13 protein-coding genes are annotated in these 13405 nt (G+C 65.4%); 3 read left to right on the forward strand and 10 right to left on the reverse strand.

Annotated elements, in window-relative coordinates; all coding sequences use genetic code 11:
* Positions 1-159: 159 nt before the first annotated feature.
* The 4 genes from phnE (AB4Z51_RS36025) to phnC form a co-directional block, all read right to left on the reverse strand.
* Positions 160-1008, reverse strand: a complete 849-nt coding sequence (gene phnE, locus AB4Z51_RS36025; protein ID WP_441498983.1) for a phosphonate ABC transporter, permease protein PhnE — start codon at positions 1006-1008, stop codon at positions 160-162.
* On the reverse strand, positions 1005-1889 hold the full coding sequence (gene phnE / locus AB4Z51_RS36030; protein WP_085400048.1) for a phosphonate ABC transporter, permease protein PhnE: 885 nt from the start codon (positions 1887-1889) through the stop codon (positions 1005-1007). Before phnE (AB4Z51_RS36030) ends, phnE (AB4Z51_RS36025) begins: the two co-directional genes overlap by 4 nt.
* 76 nt (positions 1890-1965) lie before the next feature.
* On the reverse strand, positions 1966-2901 hold the full coding sequence (phnD, locus tag AB4Z51_RS36035) for a phosphonate ABC transporter substrate-binding protein (RefSeq protein WP_063979768.1): 936 nt from the start codon (positions 2899-2901) through the stop codon (positions 1966-1968).
* 59 nt (positions 2902-2960) lie between these two features.
* A complete protein-coding gene (gene phnC, locus AB4Z51_RS36040) occupies positions 2961-3770 on the reverse strand; it encodes a phosphonate ABC transporter ATP-binding protein (RefSeq protein ID WP_441498984.1) in 810 nt (269 codons plus the stop codon).
* 174 nt (positions 3771-3944) lie between these two features.
* Here phnC and AB4Z51_RS36045 point away from each other — a divergent pair, with 174 nt between their 5' ends.
* From AB4Z51_RS36045 to AB4Z51_RS36055, 3 genes are read left to right on the forward strand one after another with little or no spacing between them, the layout of a single operon-like run.
* Positions 3945-4616, forward strand: a complete 672-nt coding sequence (locus AB4Z51_RS36045; RefSeq protein ID WP_441498985.1) for a chloramphenicol acetyltransferase — start codon at positions 3945-3947, stop codon at positions 4614-4616.
* Positions 4613-5806, forward strand: a complete 1194-nt coding sequence (locus AB4Z51_RS36050; protein ID WP_085400043.1) for an alpha-D-ribose 1-methylphosphonate 5-triphosphate diphosphatase — start codon at positions 4613-4615, stop codon at positions 5804-5806. The genes AB4Z51_RS36045 and AB4Z51_RS36050 overlap by 4 nt, the downstream gene beginning before the upstream one ends.
* An 18-nt stretch (positions 5807-5824) precedes the next feature.
* On the forward strand, positions 5825-6523 hold the full coding sequence (locus AB4Z51_RS36055) for a DUF1045 domain-containing protein (RefSeq protein ID WP_085400041.1): 699 nt from the start codon (positions 5825-5827) through the stop codon (positions 6521-6523).
* A gap of 3 nt (positions 6524-6526) precedes the next feature.
* Here AB4Z51_RS36055 and AB4Z51_RS36060 read toward each other — a convergent pair whose 3' ends face one another.
* The 6 genes from AB4Z51_RS36060 to AB4Z51_RS36085 all read right to left on the reverse strand — a co-directional run bounded on the left by AB4Z51_RS36060 (position 6527) and on the right by AB4Z51_RS36085 (position 13377).
* Positions 6527-7135, reverse strand: a complete 609-nt coding sequence (locus AB4Z51_RS36060) for a hypothetical protein (protein ID WP_085965313.1) — start codon at positions 7133-7135, stop codon at positions 6527-6529.
* 83 nt (positions 7136-7218) lie between these two features.
* Positions 7219-8619, reverse strand: a complete 1401-nt coding sequence (locus AB4Z51_RS36065) for a selenium-binding protein SBP56-related protein (protein ID WP_071909224.1) — start codon at positions 8617-8619, stop codon at positions 7219-7221.
* Positions 8620-8911: 292 nt separating this feature from the next.
* Positions 8912-9850 (reverse strand): dihydrodipicolinate synthase family protein, encoded by a 939-nt coding sequence (locus AB4Z51_RS36070; protein WP_441498986.1) that lies wholly within the window; start codon positions 9848-9850, stop codon positions 8912-8914.
* A 117-nt stretch (positions 9851-9967) separates the two neighbouring features.
* Complete coding sequence (locus AB4Z51_RS36075; RefSeq protein WP_085400038.1) at positions 9968-12049, reverse strand: methyl-accepting chemotaxis protein; 2082 nt, start codon at positions 12047-12049, stop codon at positions 9968-9970.
* Positions 12050-12121: 72 nt separating this feature from the next.
* Entirely contained in the window at positions 12122-12916 is a 795-nt protein-coding gene (locus AB4Z51_RS36080; protein WP_441498987.1) for an enoyl-CoA hydratase, read from the reverse strand.
* A gap of 11 nt (positions 12917-12927) precedes the next feature.
* On the reverse strand, positions 12928-13377 hold the full coding sequence (locus AB4Z51_RS36085; protein ID WP_085400034.1) for a MarR family winged helix-turn-helix transcriptional regulator: 450 nt from the start codon (positions 13375-13377) through the stop codon (positions 12928-12930).
* Positions 13378-13405 lie beyond the last annotated feature (28 nt).

The following is a 13405-nucleotide window of genomic DNA, read 5'->3' on the forward strand; positions in this document are numbered from 1 at the left end:
CCAGCGCCGCATTGGCGCCGGCTCCCTTCGGCATCAGCGCTTCCACAAAGCTCGGCTGTCCCGTCCGCTTGACCGCCATCGCTACCCTCCAAGGCTTTGCCCTAGGGAATCACAATTGACGAATTACGCAACAGGCCCACAAGGGGAGAAGGAAGAAAGCTACGCCACCGCCCTGCGCCCAATGATCGCAAACCGCAACTTGCTCGAGATGAAATCGATCGCGGCGACGGCGACCAGAATCATCAGGATCAGGAACGACACCCGCTGCCATTCCAGCACGCGGATCTGCTCGGCGAGCTGGAGGCCGATGCCGCCGGCGCCGACGATGCCGATGATCGTTGCCGAGCGCGTGTTGGATTCGATGAAATAGAGCACCTGGCCGGCGATCACGGGCAGCACCTGCGGCAGCAGGCCGAAGCGGATTTCGTGCAAAGCACTGCCGCCGGAGGCGCGGACGCCTTCGACCTGCTTCTGGTCGGCGCCTTCGATCGCCTCCGAGAACAGTTTTCCGAACGCACCGAAATCCGACACGGCAATCGCCAGCACACCGGCGAACGGGCCGAGGCCGACGACATTGATCCAGACCAGCGCCCAGATCAGGGTGTCCACGCCGCGGATCGAATCCAGGAAGCGGCGAACCGGAAAACGCAGGATCTGCGAGGGTATGACGTTGCGCGCGGCCAGCAGGCTGACCGGAAGCGCGAACACCGCCGCCAGCGTCGTGCCGAGCAGCGCGATCGACAGCGTCTCGCCCAGCGCCTTCAGATAGACCGGCAGCGRGGAACCAGGATCGGGCGGGATCATCATCAGGCTGATCCAGCCGAGCTGGCTCAGCCCTGCAAAGAATCGCGACGGCGAGAAGTCGAGATCGACGAGGCCGTAGACCAGAATCGCAAACGCCGCGACGATCATCGCCGGCATCGCGAGCCGCGCCGAGGCGGGGCGGTCGAACACATCGGGGTAGCGTGCGCGAAGCTCTCGCGTGTCGACCTCCTGCGGTCTCGTCACGTCCGCGCCTCCTTGCCGAACAGACGGCCGCGCAGCCAGCCCGTGCTGATGTCGATGATGAAGACCGTGATGATGATGGTGAGCAGGATGGCACTGACGTCGGAGTAATAGAACTTGCGGATGGCGACGACGAGCTCCTGGCCGATGCCGCCGGCACCGACGAAGCCCATGACCGAGGCCTCGCGGACGTTGATCTCGAAGCGCAGCAGCGCATAGCTGGCATAGCCCGCGGTCACCTGCGGCACCACGGCGAAGCGCATGCAGGAGAGCCAGCTCGCGCCGGTCGAGCGGATGCCTTCAACCGGCTTCATGTCGGCATTCTCAACGATCTCGGAGAACAACTTGCCGAGCGCGCCGGTGGAGTGGATCGCGATCGCGAGCACGCCGGCCATCGGCCCGAGGCCGAAGGCGATCACGAAGATCAGCGCGAAGACGATGCCCGGCACGGTGCGGGCGAATTCGAGCAGGCGGCGCACCACGAAGCGCAGCCAGGGCAACGGTGAGGTGTTCTCAGCCGCGAAGAAATTCAAGGCGAAGGCCAAGGTCGCGCCGATCAGCGTGCCGACATAGGAGATCAGCAACGTCTCGCCCAGCATCTTCAGCCATTTGCGCCAGCCCCACAGCCATTCGCCGGCATCGGTCCAGACCCGCTGGCCGCTCTCGAGCGTGAGAATGCGGTCGAAATAGCTGATGAAATTGCCGAAATGGGCGAAGAAGGTGCGCAGGTTCACTTCCGCGCCGATCGCGGCAAGAAATAGCGCTGCGGCAAAGATCACCAGCCCCAACAGGAGTCGGAGCCGCTTGCGCGCGACCGCCTGGCGATAGGCCGCGTTCAGCACGGCGAGCTGCTGCTCGGGGAGGATCGAAACCGCGACGGTCATCTGGCCAGGGAAGGTGGTCGATCAAAGAGAAAGAGCCGGGTCCATCGACCCGGCTCCAGTGCTATCGTCCCGAAACTCAGGACGCCTTCTTCTTACGCAGTGCATCGACGAACTTGATCAGCTCGATCGTGCCATCCCAGTCCTTGGTGGTGGCGGGATGGAAACCCTTCTTCTGGCCGTCCTGGAGGCGATCGAAGGCCGCCTTGTCCTTGGCCGGCGCGTCGAAGAACGCCTTGGCGATCGCCGCCTTGGCATCTTCCGGCAGGTCGGAATTGTAGGCGTAGGGGCCGTTGATGATCGGCGCCGACTTGTGGATGATGCGGAAATCGTCCTTCTTCATCGGCGAGCCGTCGGCATTCTTCAGCATGCCCTTGGTCAGCATCTGCGCCAGCGTGGAATCGTCATCGCTGGTCCACTGGTTGGCCGCAACGTCGACCGTGCCCTGCGCCAGCGCCAGGATCGCGTTCTCGTGGCTACCGGTGAAGACGACCTTGCTGAAATAGGTGTCGGCATCCGTGATGCCCATCTTGTCGAGCTCGAAGCGCGGCACATTGTTGCCGGAGGTCGAGTTCGGGTCGACGAGGCCGAGGTTCTTGCCCTTGAGCTGGTCGACGCTCTTGTAGGGGCTGCTCGCCTTGACGAAGAACACCGAGTAGTAGCCGGTCGAACCGTCGGCGTTGATGTCGTTGGCGAAGGCATCGGTCTTGACGCCGGTCAGACGGGCGCGGGCGAACGACGCCGAGCCGTAGCTGGCGATATGGATGTTGCCGGCGCGCTGGCCCTCGATGACGGCGGCGTAGTCGTTGGCGATGCGCAGCGTGACCTTCACGCCCAATTCCTTGGAGAGATAGTTCATGAACGGCGCCCAGCGCTCGGTCACGCCCGAGGCGTTTTCCGCCGGAATGACCGCGAAGGTCAGTTCGGGATATTTGGCTTTCCAGTCGTCGGCGGAGGCCGAAGTCGTGAACGCGAGCGCGGCGGCGCCGGCAAGAACCAGTCTGCGAGTGATCATGATACCCTCTTCATCGGTTGGGGTCGGTTGACGCAAAAATTGGCAGTTACAGGCGCAGCTCAGGCGGCCGCGGCCGTTCCGAGCGCCGGCACGCCTTCAGGCGCCGGCACAGGCATTCCGCCCATGACGTCGGAGGCTTCGAGATCGTAGAGCTCGCGCGCGACGTGGTCGGTCAATTCGGCCGGCGCGCCGTCGAACACCACGCGCCCCTGCGCCATGCCGATCAGGCGATCGCAATAGCTGCGCGCCAGATCGAGCGAATGCAGGTTGCAGAGCACGGTGATGCCGAAATGCTTGTTGATGCGCAGCAGCGCATCCATCACGATCTTGGTGTTGCGCGGGTCGAGCGAGGCGATCGGCTCGTCGGCGAGGATGATGTCGGGCTGCTGCACCAGCGCGCGGGCGATCGCAACACGCTGCTGCTGGCCGCCGGAGAGCTGGTCGGCGCGCTGGGCGGCGAGTGAGGCGATATCGAACTGTTCGAGCGCCGACATCGCCAGCGCCTTGTCGTGCTCGGRCCAGGTCTGCGTCAGCGAGCGCCAGGCCGGCATCGTGGCAAGACGCCCCATCAGCACGTTGGTGAGCACATCGAGCCGGCCGACCAGGTTGAACTGCTGGAAAATCATCGCCGAGCGCGCCCGCCACTGCCGCAGCTCCTTGCCGCGCAGCGCGGTGACGTCGAGGCCGTCGAACAGGATGCGGCCCTGCGTCGGCGTCGCCAGGCGATTGATCATGCGCAGCATGGTCGACTTGCCGGCGCCGGAGCGCCCGATCACACCGACGAAGCCGCCGGGGGAGATTTGAAACGAAGCGTCGTCCACCGCGGCTTTTGCGCCGAAGCGGCACGTCAGACCTTCAACCACCAGCATAGAGGGCTCCAGAGTAGCTGGCTGCCACCGCTAGCGCTGGCACTTGACACTTGTGTGACACCGGCGTTGCGGTGCGGCGATCCTACACACCTCTTCCCCTGTCATCGCATCGTCATGACATTGTCATCAGGCCGCTCGAAGAGGTACGCCCGCCCTCGACCTATCGGATGCAGCATGGCCGGCAAAACGCTCTCGGTTCAACCGACCATCGACCCTTCGGCGAAGCTGCATGAGACCAGGCTCGGCACCTATACCGAAGTCGGTGCGCGCACGATCCTCACTGAAGTCGCGATGGGCGATTACTCCTATGTCGTGAACGACGCCCAGATCACCTACACCACGATCGGAAAATTCTGCTCGATCGCGGCGATGACCCGCATCAATCCCGGCAATCATCCGATGCATCGCGCGACGCAGGCGCATTTCACCTATCGTTCCAGCGCCTACTTCGAAGGCGAGAGCGACGACACCGAGTTCTTCGACTGGCGGCGCCAGCATCACGTCCATATTGGCCACGACGTCTGGATCGGCCATGGCGCGATCGTGCTGCCCGGCCGCACCATCGGCACCGGCGCGGTGATCGCGGCGGGCGCCATCGTCACCAAGGACGTGCCGGCCTACACCATCGTCGCCGGCAATCCGGCGCGCATCGTGCGGCGGCGGTTCTCGGAAGACGTCGCCGGACGGCTGGCCCGACTCGCCTGGTGGGACTGGGATCACGACAAATTGCGTGAAGCACTGCCCGATTTCCGCAAGCTCGGGATTGAAGATTTCCTCTCGGCATATGAAGCACGGGCAAGCTCCCTCACCCGTTCCCCTGCCAGCAAACGAAGCGCGGTCGCTTGACAGACATCTTCCTTGAGGGCGGCCGGGCCCTGATCGGCTCCGAGCTCGTCGAAACTTCCATTCTGGTGTCCGGCGCGGACATTGCGCAGGTCGATGCCTCTCGCGGCCGTGCGCGGCTGGCGATCGATGCGCGCAACCTGCTGGTGCTGCCCGGCATCGTCGATCTGCATGGCGATGCCTTCGAGCGGCAGATGATGCCGCGCGCCGGCGTCGACTTCCCGATCGACGTCGCGCTCGCCGACAGTGACCGCCAGGCGATCAGCAACGGCATCACCACGGTGTTTCACGCCACGACCTGTTCGTGGGAGCCGGGCCTGCGCAGCGCCGGCAATGCGCGCACCCTGATGGAGGCGATCGAGCGGCAGCGCCCGCAATTCGCCGCCGATACCCGTTTCCACCTGCGGCACGAGACCTACAATCTCGATGCAGAGGCCGAGATCGGCCAGTGGCTCGCCGAGGGCCGCGTCGACCTGTTCGCCTTCAACGACCACATGGACGGCACCGTTGCCGACATGGCCAAGCCGCGCAAGCGCAACCGCATGGTCGAGCGCACCGGCCTCTCGGGCGAGGAATTCGACCGGCTGGTCGAGCGTGTGCTTTCGCGGGCCAGTGAAGTGCCGGCTTCCGTGTCGCGGCTTGCCGCAACTGCTCGCGCAGCCGAGGTGCGGATGCTCTCGCATGACGATGCGACGCCGGCGATGCGGCAGGAGTTTCGCGAGTTGGGCGCTGACATCGCGGAGTTTCCGATCAACGAGGAGACCGCGCGGGCGGCCGCGTCCGCGGGCGATGCCATCGTCTACGGTGCGCCGAACGTCGTGCGCGGCGGCAGCCATACCGGCTGGACCCGGGCATCCGACATGATCGCGAAGGGGCTCTGCTCGGTGCTGGCGTCGGACTATTACTATCCCGCGCAGCTGCTCGCCGCGTTCCGCCTTGTCGCCGACGGCGTGCTGCCGCTGCCGAAGGCCTGGGATCTGGTCTCTGCGGGACCAGCGCGCGCGACCGGCCTTGCCGATCGCGGCGTGCTCGCGGAAGGACGCCGCGCCGACATGCTGCTGGTCGACGACAGCGTGCCGCTGCGGCCGCGGCTGATCGCGGTGGTATCAGGCGGAAAGCTCGTGCATCTCACCGATGCGACGCGACTGCTCGCTGCGGCGGCGACGCCGCGCGAGGCTGTCGTTGCGGCCTGAACCGGTTATGCTCGGACGATGACAGATTTTCCCCGCTACGCGATCTATTTTGCCGCCGGCGCCGACAGCGCCCTCTCCCGCTTCGGCGCCGAGTTGCTCGGCTACGATGTCTACACCGGCGACGAGATGCCGTTCCCAGCCGACGCATCGCGTGTTGCGCCGGACTGGCGCGACGTCACGGCCGATCCCCGCAAATACGGCTTCCACGGCACGCTGAAGGCGCCGATGGCGCTGGCGCCCGGCAGGACTGAAGCCGAGCTCATCGCAGTCTGCGCCGCCTTTGCCGGCAAGGCGCGGCCGATGCCGTCAATCCGTCCGGTCGTCGACTCCATCAGCGGCTTCATTGCGGTGATTCCGACCGAGCCCGTGGGTACGCTCCAGCAGCTTGCCGCCGATTGCGTCCGCGAATTCGACGACTTCCGCGCGCCCATGACGGCGGAAGACCGCGCGCGGCGCAAGCCCGACAAACTCACCGAGCGGCAACGCGACTATCTCGACCGCTGGGGTTACCCGTACGTGATGGAAGAATTCCGCTTCCACATGACGCTGACGGGACGGCTGGATGCGGAGCGGCGCGGGCCGATCCTGGAGATGTTGCGCGCGAGGTTTTCGGCGCTCGGTCTCGAGACGCTGGCGATCGACCGGATCGCGCTGTTCAAGCAGGATGATGCCAGGGCGCGCTTCCGCTTTGTCGGCGAGTGGGCGTTGGCGAAGTAGGCCTCAGCGCCAGCTCGCGAGATTGAAGGCGAGCGCCACGGCGCCAACCAGAATGAGGCTGGTTGCCCAGATTGCATCCAGATTGAACCAACTTCGCGCGACGAACCTCAATCCCAGATAGCGGTAGACCAGCCACGCCAGACACCCGCCGGCACTGACCATGGCGACAACGTGCACCAGGGACACCAGCACCGCCATCCCGAGACTTGTCTTCAGAAGACTTGCCTTCATCAGCGCGCCCGCCGCCTCATGGCCGGCATCGAGCTCGAAGGCCTGGCAGAGCCCGAGATAGATCGGCACGAGCATCAAGGCCGCGCCGTGAGCAATGGCAACGGCGAATGACCAGAGCGCCAATTGCGTCGGCGGAATTCGTGCCAGCGTGCGCGGATGGCGTCGCTCGATCAGCCGATAGACGCCGAAGCCGATGACGAGAAGGCTCGCGCCGAGCTGGATCGAACGCTGCCACTCGGCCAGCACGAGCAGGAACGCAAATGGCAGCAGCACGAGAAGTGTTGCCAGGAGATGTCCGGCCGCCAGAGCCCACAACGCGCGGAACAGCGCGCGCGGGCTCTTGTCCATGAGCCCGGCCGACACGGCGAGCGGCCATCCCATTCCCGGATTGACCCCGTGATAAAGACCGCTCGCAACAAGAGCGAGCCACAGCCAGCCGAGCGGCCAACTCCCGTGCTGCCAGCCTAGGCCGACGGGTAGCAAAAGGAGTCCGTCGAACAATCGCCGCCCTCCAGCCTGATCTGGTGCGCGCGATATCCGTCGGGGAAGCTCACGAAATAGTCCTTGGCGAGCTCGAGGCCGCCGTCGCGACCGACATTGGCCATGACTTCCACGCCCGGAACCCCATCGGGATAGAATTGGTCATCCCAGGTGGAATACAGCGAATTGGTCCAGTACACGCGCTTGCCGTCGCGGCTGATCTCGACCATCTGCGGACCGGCCGCAAATGCCTTGCCGTTCGGATGGGGCGTGCGGCGCGCGATGCCGCCGATGTGAACCGAGCCCGCAAGCTTCGGCTTTCGCGGATCACTCACATCGTACTGGCGCATTTCACCCGTGCCCCAGCACGAGACATAGAGAAACCGGTCATCCATCGACAGGTCGATGTCGGTCACCAGCGGCGGCACGGCGCCAAATCCCTGCAGCAGCGGCGGGAGCTGCTCCTTTGGCGCGGGTTCGGGCGGAATCGTCGCCGTCTTCTCCGCGTGGAATTTTCCGCCTTCGCGCCACCAGGTCCAGATCGATGCTTCGAGGTTGGTGGTGTCGACCACAACGCCAACGAAGCCGTATTCGCGAACCGGATCGTGCGCGGGCCGCACCTCCAACGCCATCTGATGATTGGCGCCGAGGTCGATGGTCTGCACGTTGCGACGGGCGCGGAGATCCCAGAAGTGGAGACGATGGCCATATTTGTTCGCCAGCAGATCTTCCGCGACGATCCCGTTCTCGAACTGCGGCGGCAACGCCCATTCGCTCGTCACCATGTAGTCGCGCGGCAGGTTCCACCAGAAATCATAGTGCAGCGTCTGCGGACCGCGGTCGATCTCCCACCGCCCAAGGACCTCGAACGTCTCGCAATCCATGATGAAGACGCCTGGAGGCCCGTTGGTGCCGTCCTTGCCGCCGCCGCCCAGCGTGCTCACATAGACGCCGTCCGGCCCGCAATGGATGGTATGCGGCCGCGAGTAGCCGGTCTTCTTGAAGATTTCCTCGGGCTCGATGATCTTGTGGATTTTGGCTTTGGTCGGATCGGGCTTGGTATCGATGATGTAGATCCGCGACGAGCGTATCCCGGGGATGATGAGATAGCGCCGCTCGATGAAGGCATGTCCCGCGAGCGGCGACAAGGCGGAGGAGCAGGCGTTCCAGCCGAAGTGATGAAACTCATCGCCCTTGTTGGGCATCGTCACCGTGTGGACGATTTGGCTGTAGGTCGGCGATCCCGGCTTGACGTCGATGACCGCGAGAGCATCCGGCTTTGAGAAATCCGGACTGAGCAGCAACGTGTATGCAAAGTTCTCCGCTGGTGCTTCCATCGCCAGCTTGGGCGATGCGTGAAAGGTGGGATCCGGCCTCATCGTCATGGCACTGCCTCCCTGTTTCGTCGGCTCGCTCCAACCTGGCTCGGAATAGCGGCATAATGAAGAGCTGCTCAGCGACGTCTTGAGAAGCTCCGCGGACCTGGTTGGCGAGCGTGCAAGGAGCGTACAATATGTCATCGCCGGCGTGCGGAAAACCGCCCGAACCGCGCTAATTCGACGCCCTCAGCCAGACGGAAACCGGCGGGATCAGGCCAGCGCGCACCTCACACTCGGCATCGTCCCCGCGTAGGCGGGGACTGCCGAGAGACCTGGCGACTACCGAGTGGGTACGGCGCTACTTCCCCCACCGCAACGCCAGCGCATCCCGCTCCTTGGCGAGCTCCAGCAGCCCTGCCCGCGTCGCCGGGTGCAGCGGCTGGAGCGGATGCCGCACGGTGTCCGATTTGATCACGCCGCCGGCCTGCATCATGGCCTTGCAGGCGATCAGGCCGCATTGGCGGTTTTCGTAGTTGATCAGCGGCAGCCAGCGCTCATAGGCGGCCTTTGCCTCCTCGCGCTTGCCGGCGAAATAGGGATCGATGATCTGGCGGATGCCGTCGGGATAGCCGCCGCCCGTCATCGCGCCGGTGGCGCCGGCGTCGAGATCGGCGAGCAGCGTGATGGCTTCCTCGCCATCCCACGGGCCCTCGATATCCTTGCCGCCCGCCTCGATCAGGCTGCGCAGCTTTGCCGCCGCGCCCGGCACCTCGATCTTGAAATAGCGGATGTTGGCGAAGTCGCGCGCCAGCCGCGCGAGCAGCTCGACCGACAGCGGCGTTCCGGCGACAGGCGCGTCCTGGATCATGACGGGAATGTTGATCGCGCCCGAGAGCACCTTGAAGAATTCGACGATGCCCTTCTCGGGCACGCGGAAGGTCGCGCCGTGATAGGGCGGCATCACCATCACCATGGCGGCCCCCGCCGCCTCCGCCTGCTGGCTGCGTGCGGCGCAGACGGCCGAGCTGAAATGCGTGGTGGTGACGATCACGGGAACCCGGCCCGCGACATGCTCCAGCACCGCATGCATCACGGTTTCGCGCTCGGCATCGGTGAGCACGAACTGCTCGGAGAAATTGGCGAGGGTACAGAGACCGTTCGAGCCCGCATCGATCATGAAATCGATGCAGCGGCGCTGGCCCTCGAGGTCGAGCTCGCCGCGCTCGTCGAAGATGGTGGGCGCAACCGGGAACACGCCGCGATAGGGGCGCTGGGCCTTGTGTGGGGTGACCGGCATCGAACTCTCCATCCTTGATACGTCTGTTGCTGCACTCCCGCAGCGGCACAGATGTACCCGCCGCGTGAAGCGGCGGCAATGCCGTTCGCGCGACGCCCAGACGGATGACGATCGAAGTTATGCGGTCTTCACGGCCCCCAAAAAGCCTTCGACCGCGACGCGAAGACGATCGGCATCGCCCGACATCTTCTTCACGGATTCGGACAGCACCGTGCCGGCGTTGCCGGTTTCCTGGTTGAGTCTCGCGACGCTGCCGATGGTGTCGGTGACCTCGCGGGTGCCCTGAGCGGCCTGCTGGAAGTTGCGCGAGATCTCGGTGGTGGCCGCGCGCTGCTCCTCGACGGCGGCTGCGATCGCCGTCATCTTCTCGTCGATGCCGCTGATGGCGCCCCCGATCGAGCGGATGGCGGTCACGGCCTGGCCCGTCGCGCTCTGGATCTCCTCGACCTGGCGCGAGATTTCTTCGGTTGCGGTTGCGGTCTGCGCGGCGAGGCTCTTGACCTCGCCGGCGACCACGGCAAAGCCGCGGCCGGCCTCGCCCGCACGCGCCGCCTCGATGGTCGCGTTCAGCGCCAGGAGATTGGTCTGGCCGGCGATGGCGTTGATCATCTTCACGACCTCGCCGATCCGGCTCGCGGTCTGATCGAGGATCTCGACCGTCGCGTTGGTCCGCTCGGCCTGCGACACCGCCTCGCGCGCCTCGCGGGCGCTCAACTGCACCTGTGCGGAGATCTCGCCGACGGATGCGGAGAGTTCCTCGGTCGCGGCCGCGATGGTCTCGAGATTGTTGGTGGCCTGCTCGGCTGCGGAAGAGACTGCCGCGGTCTGGCTGGTCGACTCTGATACCAGCGTGCGCACATCGGTCGCGGTGGCATCGAGCTCCCTCGCCGACGCCGCGACACTGTGGATCACCGCCTGCACGGTGTCGTCGAAGCTGCGGCATGCGTCGTCCACGGTGCCGGAGCGGGCGAGTTGCAACGCCTGCTGCGATTCGCGTTCCTGGCCCAGCCGCTCGGCGGTCGCCGCGCTCTCGCGCAGGCTCTCGAGCGCGGCAGCCATGGTGCCGAACTCGTCGGGATATCGGGATCGCGGCACGGGCGTCGCATAATCACGGGCGCCGATTCGCGCGATGGCGTCGAGGATGGCGCGGACCGGGCGCATCAGGCGATTGCGCACCACGTAGACGCCGGCGAGGGTCACGGCGAGCGCGAGCAGAAACGCGAGCGACTGCACGATGAGGTTGGTGAGCGCCTTGGTCTGCACGGCCTCGGCACGCGCGATCGACTGATCCAGCGCTTTGGTCGCGACCCCGACAATGAGCGGGAACGGCGACTGGCAGAGCGTATTCCACTCCGAGGCAGGCATCGCGGGCTTGCCGCTGCCGTCGAGATTCTTGGTGAGATCGCCGATCTGCTTCAGGACGCCATCGGTCTTGGTCTTCGCGTCCGACGCTGCCGTCACCAGCTCCGCCGTCACGTCGGGCGCAGCCAGCAACTCGGCCATGCCCGCCCAGCCGGAGGTGATCGTGCCATCCCATTGCGCCACCGACCGCTTCTGAACGTCGTCGAGCGGCTTGCTGCTGTTGATGTTCGAGCGAAGCGACGAACAATGGACCCCATAACGGTCGCGCACCTGCCAGGCGAAGCGGCGGACCTGGATCATGCGGGCGATGTAGGGATCGTTCATCCAGGCGCGGTTCGACACCGCGGTGGAGGCGAGGTTCGCTGTGTCGATGACCTTGGTGACGGCGTCGTACCAGGAATTGGTCCGCTCCATCTTGCGCTCGGCGCGCGGAAGCTTGGCCTCGTCGTAGAACAGCTGGAATTGCGGCGCGGCTTCGTTCCAGCGCTGCTTCAGCGTGCTGGCGAGCTCGTCGCGGCGTGCGAAATCGACGGTCGAGAGCGCGGCGCTGATCCCTTCATAGCCGCCCTGCTCGGCCTTCTCGGCTTCAGCGAGTTTTGCCTTGGGATCGTCCTCGCCAAGGATGGCGCTCTGGGCATCGCCACGATTGTTGCGCAACGCGAGCACGCCATGGAAGATCGCCTTGTCGGCAGCGGCGAGCCGCGCCGTCTCGAGACTGTCGCTGTAGCGACCGAACGCTCCGAACATCTGGATCGCCGTAGAGGCCAGCGCACCGGCGGCCAGCAGGGCCATCAAGGTCAGGAGAAGCGAGCTTACCGATTTCTTAAACATTGCCATGAGTCAGGGGGCCTGCATTGTACTGCCGGCCACCCTGCATCGCGACATGCCAAGGATCGGTTAAGGTTTTAGTCAAATTGCCGGAAGTGCCCGGTCTGTAAGCGGTTTGGTGAAATCCGGCGGCCGGCGCTCGGCGAAGGCGGTGAAGGCCTCGCGTGCTTCCGCCGTGCGCAAACGCTGCGCGAATTGCTCGCCTTCGGCCTGCATCTGCGCGACCAGCGCCTCGCCATTGCGCATCAACTTCTTGGTCGCAGCAAGCGCGCCGGCCGGCTGGCGAGCGAGCCGCTGCGCGAGCGCAAGCGCCTCGGCATCGAGCTTGTCGAGCGGCACCACGCGATTGGCAAGGCCCCATTCCAGCGCCGACCTCGCCGGTACGGTCTCGCCCAGCGCGAACATCTCGTAGGCGCGGGCGTAGCCGATGCGTGCCGGCATCAGCAGGCTGGAGGCGGCCTCCGGCACCAGCGCAAGGCTGACGAAGGGCGTCGACAATTGCGCATTGTCGGCGAGCACGACGAGGTCGCAATGCAGCAGCATCGTGGTGCCGACGCCGACGGCGCGGCCCTGCACGGCCGCGACGAGCGGCCGGGTGCAGCGCGCCAGCGACTGTATGAAGCGCACGACGTTGCGGCTGCCTTCGGACTTGCCGGCTGCGACGGCGGCGAATTCGCCGACATCGTTGCCGGCGGTGAACATGTCACCCTCGCCGCGGATCAGGATCACGCGGGTGGACGGATCGAACTCGGCGGATTCGATGGTGTCGGCGAGCTTGCCGTACATCGCATCCGTCAGCGCGTTCTTCTTGTCGGGGCGCGCCAGCGTGAGGGTGAGAATTCCGTTGTTGTTCTCGATCCGGACGTGCTCGGTCATGGGTCTCTCCTTTAGTCGTCTGAAGGTCTTGGAAACTTGTCCTGAATGCTGGTCAGCCAGCGCGCGACGATGTCGATCTCCGCGCTGGTAAATCCATCCGTCAGCGCGGCGTTGATCTGCGCCGCGTCAGTCTTCGCCTGCGCCAGCACGGTGCGCCCCTTCGGCGTCAGCCATACGCGCCAGGCCCGGCCATCCTCGCGATCGGCCCGCCGCTCGACCAGCCTCGCCGCAGCACTGCGATCGACGAGGCCTGAGATGCCGGCCGGCCCCATGTCGAGCGCCGCGCCTGCCTCGCCCATCAGCACGCCGTCCTGCTTGCCGAGGATGAACAACAGCCCCGCCTGCGCCGGCGTGACCTCGTTCTGCGGCTGCGCCGCCATCCAGCGCTGCAAGCGGCGTTGTGCGACGTTCAGGAGGTAAATAAGCCGATGATGCCTCGCTGCGGCTTCTTTATTTCGCATGCGAAATAGATAGCCGAGCCGAACCGGA

Origin of the sequence: Bradyrhizobium sp. 2TAF36, assembly GCF_052114925.1 — a bacterium.
GTDB classification, from domain to species: domain Bacteria; phylum Pseudomonadota; class Alphaproteobacteria; order Rhizobiales; family Xanthobacteraceae; genus Bradyrhizobium; species Bradyrhizobium barranii.

Coding starts and splice junctions, on each gene's coding strand:
- phnE (WP_085400048.1), bottom strand. CDS start 1,889: ATGACCGTCGCGGTTTCGATCCTCCCCGAGCAGCAGCTCGCCGTGCTG.
- phnD (WP_063979768.1), bottom strand. CDS start 2,901: ATGATCACTCGCAGACTGGTTCTTGCCGGCGCCGCCGCGCTCGCGTTC.
- AB4Z51_RS36045 (WP_441498985.1), top strand. CDS start 3,945: ATGGCCGGCAAAACGCTCTCGGTTCAACCGACCATCGACCCTTCGGCG.
- AB4Z51_RS36055 (WP_085400041.1), top strand. CDS start 5,825: ATGACAGATTTTCCCCGCTACGCGATCTATTTTGCCGCCGGCGCCGAC.
- AB4Z51_RS36060 (WP_085965313.1), bottom strand. CDS start 7,135: ATGGGATGGCCGCTCGCCGTGTCGGCCGGGCTCATGGACAAGAGCCCG.
- AB4Z51_RS36065 (WP_071909224.1), bottom strand. CDS start 8,619: ATGACGATGAGGCCGGATCCCACCTTTCACGCATCGCCCAAGCTGGCG.
- AB4Z51_RS36070 (WP_441498986.1), bottom strand. CDS start 9,850: ATGCCGGTCACCCCACACAAGGCCCAGCGCCCCTATCGCGGCGTGTTC.
- AB4Z51_RS36075 (WP_085400038.1), bottom strand. CDS start 12,049: ATGGCAATGTTTAAGAAATCGGTAAGCTCGCTTCTCCTGACCTTGATG.
- AB4Z51_RS36080 (WP_441498987.1), bottom strand. CDS start 12,916: ATGACCGAGCACGTCCGGATCGAGAACAACAACGGAATTCTCACCCTC.
- AB4Z51_RS36085 (WP_085400034.1), bottom strand. CDS start 13,377: ATGCGAAATAAAGAAGCCGCAGCGAGGCATCATCGGCTTATTTACCTC.